Source organism: Buttiauxella sp., from assembly GCF_035271705.1.
Taxonomy (GTDB): Bacteria; Pseudomonadota; Gammaproteobacteria; order Enterobacterales; family Enterobacteriaceae; genus Buttiauxella.
The window spans coordinates 1-6,056 of record NZ_DATERI010000039.1 but is presented as its reverse complement, the minus strand read 5'-3'; the positions used below and the strand labels follow the sequence as shown (position 1 = coordinate 6,056).

The window sequence follows — 6,056 nt, the reverse complement described above, 5'->3', positions numbered from 1 at the left end:
CGGCAAGCTTCCATCAGCTCATCAACACTTTGTGATACAGGGAAACGATAGATTTTTGCTGAATCACGCAAACGCTGCATGTGTTCACGATGGCGGAACACCACTGGACCAATGTGAGACTCGTAGCAACGGATGCCTTCGAAGACCGATGTGCCGTAATGCAGCGCATGGGACATGACATGAACCTTTGCCTCGCCCCATGGCGTCATCTCACCATTGAACCAGATGTAATCAGCTTTCTTCGTTGTCATTATTCTCTTCCTTCTGCGCTCAGGCGCGGATTTGTTGTGTTGTTTGTTGCTGGATTTCGACGCGTCCAACGTCAACCAGTTTGCTTAATTGACTAAACAGTAATTCGACTGGGCGCAGGCTGGCAACGGTCAATTCAATATTAATATCCTCAGTGTTGCCCACCGTGACCATGTTCATAGAACATACTTGAAAACCGCGATGGCGTACCACGCGTAACACGCGCTCCAGCGTTTCTGGACGAAAACGGGCCTGAACAGCGAGCTGATGTTGCATCATGATAATTTCTCCAGCATTTGCGAGTTACTGGCACCGGGTGGTACCAACGGCCAGACGTTTTCATACTCATCAATTGAAACGTGAAGCATGTATGGACCTTCGCTATTGAGCATGGTGTCGATAGCAGCTTCAACCTGGTCTTTACGGGTAATGTGTTGGCCTGGGATACCGAAGGCACTGGCCAGCATGAGGAAGTCGGGGTTATCGGAGAGGTTGGTTTCGCTGTAGCGTTCGGAGAAAAACATTTGCTGCCACTGTCGAACCATCCCTAAACGCTGGTTATCCAGTAAAACGATTTTCAACGGTAATTTTTTTCGTTTTACGGTGCCCAGCTCCTGCACGTTCATCATGAAAGAGCCGTCACCCGAGATACAGATAACGGTATCATTCGGTCGGGCAACTTGCGCCCCGACTGCCGCTGGAAGCCCAAAGCCCATCGTCCCTAAACCACTCGACGTGATGAAGTTTTCCGGCCGAGTAAACGACATGTGTTGAGCCGTCCACATTTGGTGCTGACCCACATCGGTGGTCACTACGCATTCTTGTGGTTTGCGATCAGAGATTTGCTTGAGCAGCAACGGAGCAAAAATGGCTTCGCCTGGATGATCGTAACGCCAAGGGTTTTCAGCACGTAAAGTTGTGATTTCCTGCTGCCATTCTGCGATGTCTAACGGCTGTTGCAGGGCCTGTAATAATTGAGTCAGACAGCCCTGCAACCCGACATGCGCCTGGCGTAATTTACTCAACTCTGCCGGGTCGATATCCATATGAATAACTTTGGCGTGTGGGGCAAAGGTATTCAGCTTACCGGTTACGCGGTCATCAAAACGCGCGCCAACCGCAATCAACAAGTCACACTCTTGTACTGCCAGGTTCGCCGCTTTGGTGCCGTGCATCCCTAACATGCCGGTATAAAACGGATGGTCTGCCGGAACCGCACCCAGACCTTTCAGCGTGACGGTTGAAGGCATGTGGGTGACCGCGATGAATTCACGCAATGCAGGAACTGCCTGAGCCATACCGACTCCACCACCGACATACAGCATCGGCTTGCGAGCAGTAGCAATCATGTCGAAGGCTTGGTTCAGCTCTGCGTGCGGAATGTCAAAATCATCTTCAACAGTAGATAACCACGGCTCCAGGTCGCCTTGTGCCAGCTGGATGTCTTTTGGTATATCAACCAAAACGGGGCCTGGACGGCCAGAGTTTGCTATTTCGAAAGCTTCTGCGAGAACGCGGGGCAAATCATCAAATGATTCAACAAGGAAACTGTGTTTAGTACAGGCGAGGGACAATCCTAAAACATCAACTTCCTGGAAAGCATCGGTACCTATGAAGGGAGATGCAACCTGGCCGGTTATGGCAACGATTGGAACGGAATCTAACAGCGCATCAGCAAGGCCAGTGATTAAGTTGGTCGCACCAGGCCCGGAAGTGGCGATGCAAACACCTGTTTTCCCAGTAGAACGAGCATAACCGATGGCTGCCATGGCGGCGCCTTGTTCGTGACGACAAAGTAAATGTTCTACACCACCGTCATATAATGCATCGTAAACTGGCATTATTGCGCCACCCGGATAGCCGAAAACAGTCTCTACACCTTGCGCTCGCAACGCATGTACTACCCACTGTGCACCATTCATAGTTAGTTCCCCGTCTCATTATCGGAGAAACAGAATTTTATTCTGTAACGCATCATCTGTTGCTCTCCGAATTTCTTTACCCAACAAAAAACCCCCGGACCTTTCGGTGCGGGGGTTCTTTTCGATTCAGGCTTGATTTTTAAGCCTTTCTTTCTCCAAGTGCAGCCCCGCACGGTGGGATAATAATCACCACCACGCTAATCACGACTAGGCTAATCACTTGTAGAAGGGCTTTCATATTTGTATGTTCTGACAACTTGTTCGAAGTAATGCCTACAGAGTTATCACAGGGCCAACCTATTAGACAAGATTTTTTTATGATAAGTGAAAGGCCTTAAAAAAACACTGATGAAAAACTTATTTGTTTTCAACAAATAACACCATAATGAAAATATTTCATCCAGAGCAAACTCTTATTCTATTTTTCAAAACACACAATTACTAAATCTTTTGCGAGATACATCGCAGAATAATTGTCAAAAAAAGAAGTCTCGCTCGAAAGTCTGGAAGGTCTCCCGAGGAAGAACATTTCCCCTCTTTTGACGACCTCTGCTAACTGTCAGGATGAAGCCTCATCCCAGAGGAATCAACTATGTCACTGGCAGTTGTTTATACAAGGGCAGCTTTAGGTATCTCCGCGCCACTGGTCACCGTAGAAGTGCATATCAGCCAGGGCTTGCCTGGCTTGACCATGGTTGGATTACCGGAAACAACCGTACGTGAAGCTCGGGACCGGGTACGAAGTGCCATCATCAATAGTGGTTACACTTTTCCGGCCCGTAAGATAACCATAAATCTCGCGCCAGCGGATCTTCCCAAGGAGGGGGGCAGGTATGACTTACCTATCGCGCTAGCGCTGCTGGCAGCGTCTGAGCAACTTTCCATCGATAAGTTAGGTCAATATGAGTTCGTTGGGGAACTGGCGCTTACCGGTGCGTTACGTGGCGTCCCAGGCGCGATTTCATCTGCTATGGAAGCTTTAAAATCAGGGAAAAAGATTGTTGTTGCAGATGAGAACGCTGCAGAGCTTGGCTTAATTGAGCAAGCAGGTTGCCTTACGGCAAGTCATCTCACGGAGGTATGCGCATTTCTGGAGGGTAAAGGAGATTTGTCTTCCCCAGAAAAACTACAGCAGCCGCACATTGAGCATCGACAAGATCTCAATGAAATCTTTGGCCAGTCACAAGGGAAGCGAGCACTGGAAATCACCGCAGCTGGCGGGCATAACCTATTGCTCATTGGGCCGCCTGGTACAGGTAAAACCATGCTCGTCAGTCGTCTGACAACGCTACTCCCTCCATTAAGCGACAGTGAAGCACTGGAGAGTGCGGCTATTCTCAGCCTGGTCAATCCACACATGCTGCAGCAACAGTGGCGCCAGCGCTCTTTCAGAGCGCCTCATCACAGCGCTTCATTGGCTGCAATGGTTGGTGGAGGTTCGATTCCCCGGCCAGGTGAGATATCGTTGGCGCATAACGGAATCCTGTTTCTCGATGAGCTACCCGAATTTGAACGTCGTGTGCTTGATGCATTACGTGAGCCTATAGAATCTGGGGAGATTCACATCTCCCGTGCCCGGGTTAAAATCAGTTACCCCGCCAATTTCCAATTGCTAGCTGCGATGAATCCCAGCCCGACCGGGCATTACCAGGGGAAACATAATCGCTGTACTCCCGAGCAAACATTACGCTATCTCAGCCGCCTGTCAGGGCCATTTCTCGATCGCTTTGATTTATCAGTCGAGATCCCTCTGCCACCACCCGGCATGCTAAGTAACCCCGTTCTGAGCAGTGAAAGCAGTGCTGATGTAAGAACTCGAGTCATCGCCACACAACAACGGCAGCTTATACGCCAACAAAAACTCAATGCGAGATTGGATAACCATGAAATTCGCAAACATTGTGTTATTGAGCACAGTGATGCCATTTGGTTGGAGGAAACGTTGTTAAAGCTAGGATTGTCAGTTCGCGCATGGCATCGATTATTAAAAGTTGCACGAACGATCGCTGATATTCAGGAGAACGAGAAGATAAAGCGGGAACATCTTTTGGAAGCGCTAAGCTATCGTGCAATCGACCGCTTGCTCATTCACTTGCAGCAGCTTACCGGATAAAAAAATGGGGCCTTAGCCCCATTTTTATTAGTCATCACTGTCAGTGTAGTCTTCGACCGTGTCCGCCTGTGGCTTGCCACCGGAGAGTGTATGGAAACGCTTAGGACGCTTGATTCGCGTCATGTACTTGCTCCATACACGTTCAGCTTCTGTCACTGGCTCACGTTCGCCACGGCATACCGCGACAAACAGAACTTCTTCTTCACTACCAGGTTCACGCTTGCCAAGATCCAACTCATTGAACGCATAACCATAACGTTCTAATAGTTGGGCTTCCTTGATGGTGAAATCACCATGGCGAGCGAACCCGCGCGGATAATGTTTATTGTCGAAAAACCGATTAGTCGTCGTAAAGCTTTCCGCCATCCTGCACGCTCCTAATTCTCTTGGTCGAGCTATTTATGGCGCGGAGTATTAGTTACGCTTGACAGAGCGTCAAACAAAACATTTAAATCATAACGACAAATTTTTTTTGGGAGTGGGTCGTGGATACTGAATTATTAAAAACGTTCCTCGAAGTAAGCAGAACTCGGCATTTTGGACGAGCTGCAGAGGCTCTTTATCTAACGCAATCAGCCGTTAGCTTCAGAATTCGCCAATTAGAGAATCAGCTTGGTGTAAATCTTTTTACTCGCCATCGTAATAATATTCGTCTTACAACAGCGGGGGAACGTTTACTGCCTTACGCAGAAAATCTGATGAATATTTGGCTTGCTGCCAAGAAAGAGGTTTCCCACACATCTCAGCACAATGAGCTCACGATTGGTGCCAGTGCATCACTGTGGGAATGCATGCTCTCAGAGTGGTTAGTGACGCTCTATCAAGAGCATAAAGACATGCAATTTGAAGCACGTATTTCCCAACGACAGTCGTTGGTAAAACAGCTGCATGAACGACAACTTGATCTGTTGATCACGACAGAATCACCCAAAATGGACGAGTTTTCTAGCCAGTTACTGGGACATTTCAGCCTGGCACTTTTTTCAGCCTCTGCGCAAAAATCTACAACAGGGTTAACTTATTTACGTCTGGAATGGGGCCCTGATTTCCAACAGCACGAAACGGGGCTCATCAATAATGATGATATTCCCGTTCTGACGACCAGCTCAGCTAAAATCGCTTATAAGCTACTGTCACAGCTCAATGGTTGTTCATTTTTACCTGTGGAATGGGCTAAAGATCGCAAAGGAATTTATCAGGTACCGAATACCACTACGCTTTCGCGTCCACTGTATGCAATCTGGTTACAAAATAGCGACAAACAAAGCATAATCAAAGAGTTACTCAAGACACCACTCATAGCGCAGTAATGCGCTTTTGTAGTTTTAGGGAAGGATTTTGAGGAAATTTAGACAAAAAAAATCCTTTGCCGAAGCAAAGGATCATTATATGGCAGGGGCGGAGAGACTCGAACTCGCGACACCCGGTTTTGGAGACCGGTGCTCTACCAACTGAGCTACGCCCCTAAAGAACGCTTATTATTAAGCCCGCTAATTTAGCAGGCATAATATTTTTAATAAGTGGCGGAACGGACGGGACTCGAACCCGCGACCCCCTGCGTGACAGGCAGGTATTCTAACCGACTGAACTACCGCTCCACCGAATTTCTTTACTACCACCAGATGTCACAGTCTGGCTTTTACTGCTTTGAATTTGGAGCCTGGCAGTTCCCTACTCTCGCATGGGGAGACCCCACACTACCATCGGCGCTACGGCGTTTCACTTCTGAGTTCGGCATGGGGTCAGGTGGGACCACCGCGCTAGTGCCGCCA

The 6,056-nt window shown here is 48.5% G+C and carries 6 protein-coding genes, 2 tRNA genes, 1 rRNA gene and 1 pseudogene; 2 read left to right on the top strand and 8 right to left on the bottom strand.

Features of this window, described 5'->3' with window-relative positions; all coding sequences use genetic code 11:
* The 4 genes and pseudogenes from VJY99_RS02950 to ilvL all read right to left on the bottom strand — a co-directional run.
* Nucleotides 1-251 (bottom strand): annotated as a pseudogene (locus VJY99_RS02950) (branched chain amino acid aminotransferase); the annotation flags it as partial.
* A gap of 19 nt (nucleotides 252-270) precedes the next feature.
* The gene (gene ilvM / locus VJY99_RS02945; protein WP_324116170.1) at nucleotides 271-528 is read right to left on the bottom strand and encodes an acetolactate synthase 2 small subunit; all 258 of its coding nucleotides are present in this window, start codon (nucleotides 526-528) and stop codon (nucleotides 271-273) included.
* Entirely contained in the window at nucleotides 525-2,171 is a 1,647-nt protein-coding gene (gene ilvG / locus VJY99_RS02940; protein WP_324116168.1) for an acetolactate synthase 2 catalytic subunit, read from the bottom strand. Before ilvG ends, ilvM begins: the two co-directional genes overlap by 4 nt.
* A 139-nt stretch (nucleotides 2,172-2,310) precedes the next feature.
* A complete protein-coding gene (gene ilvL, locus VJY99_RS02935) occupies nucleotides 2,311-2,409 on the bottom strand; it encodes an ilv operon leader peptide (protein ID WP_072009493.1) in 99 nt (32 codons plus the stop codon).
* A 354-nt stretch (nucleotides 2,410-2,763) separates the two neighbouring features.
* On the opposite strand from ilvL, the gene VJY99_RS02930 reads away from it, so the two are divergent.
* Nucleotides 2,764-4,284: a YifB family Mg chelatase-like AAA ATPase gene (locus tag VJY99_RS02930; RefSeq protein ID WP_324116166.1), complete on the top strand. Its 1,521-nt coding sequence runs from the start codon at nucleotides 2,764-2,766 to the stop codon at nucleotides 4,282-4,284.
* A gap of 27 nt (nucleotides 4,285-4,311) precedes the next feature.
* On the opposite strand, the gene VJY99_RS02925 is transcribed toward VJY99_RS02930, so the two are convergent.
* Nucleotides 4,312-4,650, bottom strand: a complete 339-nt coding sequence (locus VJY99_RS02925; RefSeq protein WP_324116164.1) for a DUF413 domain-containing protein — start codon at nucleotides 4,648-4,650, stop codon at nucleotides 4,312-4,314.
* A gap of 119 nt (nucleotides 4,651-4,769) precedes the next feature.
* On the opposite strand from VJY99_RS02925, the gene hdfR reads away from it, so the two are divergent.
* Nucleotides 4,770-5,594: an HTH-type transcriptional regulator HdfR gene (gene hdfR, locus VJY99_RS02920; protein ID WP_324116162.1), complete on the top strand. Its 825-nt coding sequence runs from the start codon at nucleotides 4,770-4,772 to the stop codon at nucleotides 5,592-5,594.
* An 80-nt stretch (nucleotides 5,595-5,674) separates the two neighbouring features.
* On the opposite strand, the gene VJY99_RS02915 is transcribed toward hdfR, so the two are convergent.
* From VJY99_RS02915 to rrf, 3 genes are all read right to left on the bottom strand, one after another.
* Nucleotides 5,675-5,750 (bottom strand) — tRNA-Trp (locus VJY99_RS02915).
* A 55-nt stretch (nucleotides 5,751-5,805) separates the two neighbouring features.
* Nucleotides 5,806-5,882: transfer RNA gene (locus VJY99_RS02910), tRNA-Asp, on the bottom strand.
* 60 nt (nucleotides 5,883-5,942) lie between these two features.
* Nucleotides 5,943-6,056 (bottom strand): 5S ribosomal RNA (rrf, locus tag VJY99_RS02905); the annotation flags it as partial.

Excerpts from the sequence above, each read along its gene's own strand:
- ilvM (WP_324116170.1), bottom strand. The coding sequence starts at position 528 with ATGATGCAACATCAGCTCGCTGTTCAGGCCCGTTTTCGTCCAGAAACG.
- ilvG (WP_324116168.1), bottom strand. The coding sequence starts at position 2,171 with ATGAATGGTGCACAGTGGGTAGTACATGCGTTGCGAGCGCAAGGTGTA.
- ilvL (WP_072009493.1), bottom strand. The coding sequence starts at position 2,409 with ATGAAAGCCCTTCTACAAGTGATTAGCCTAGTCGTGATTAGCGTGGTG.
- VJY99_RS02930 (WP_324116166.1), top strand. The coding sequence starts at position 2,764 with ATGTCACTGGCAGTTGTTTATACAAGGGCAGCTTTAGGTATCTCCGCG.
- VJY99_RS02925 (WP_324116164.1), bottom strand. The coding sequence starts at position 4,650 with ATGGCGGAAAGCTTTACGACGACTAATCGGTTTTTCGACAATAAACAT.